The organism is Pseudomonas sp. SIMBA_067, assembly GCF_046534675.1.
Lineage (GTDB): Bacteria > Pseudomonadota > Gammaproteobacteria > Pseudomonadales > Pseudomonadaceae > Aquipseudomonas > Aquipseudomonas putida.
The window spans coordinates 1-260 of the sequence record NZ_JAWRYH010000703.1 but is presented as its reverse complement, the minus strand read 5'-3'; the positions used below and the strand labels follow the sequence as shown (position 1 = coordinate 260).

The 260-nt window shown below is 61.9% G+C and carries 1 protein-coding gene; it reads right to left on the bottom strand.

All coding sequences use genetic code 11. The annotated features are described in order from the left end of the window. A partial coding sequence (locus SB765_RS30960) for a nitrilase-related carbon-nitrogen hydrolase (protein ID WP_410932665.1) occupies positions 1-260 on the bottom strand: 260 nt, incomplete at both ends.

Here is a 260-nt window from a genome sequence, read left to right as displayed (position 1 = left end):
GCGACATAGAGCGCCAGATCGTAATCGTTGCGGTTGCGCGAGAAGACCGGGAAACGCAGGTCGTAACAGATTTGCGGCAGGATGCGCCAGCCGCGCCACTCAAACACCTGACGCTGTTCGCCAGGCAGATAGTGGTGATGCTCGTCCGCCATGCGGAACAGGTGGCGCTTGTCATACTGATGCAGCGTGCCGTCCGGCTCCACCAGCAGAAAGCGGTTTACCGCGCCGTGTTCGGTCTGAATCGCCGCGCTACCGCCGAC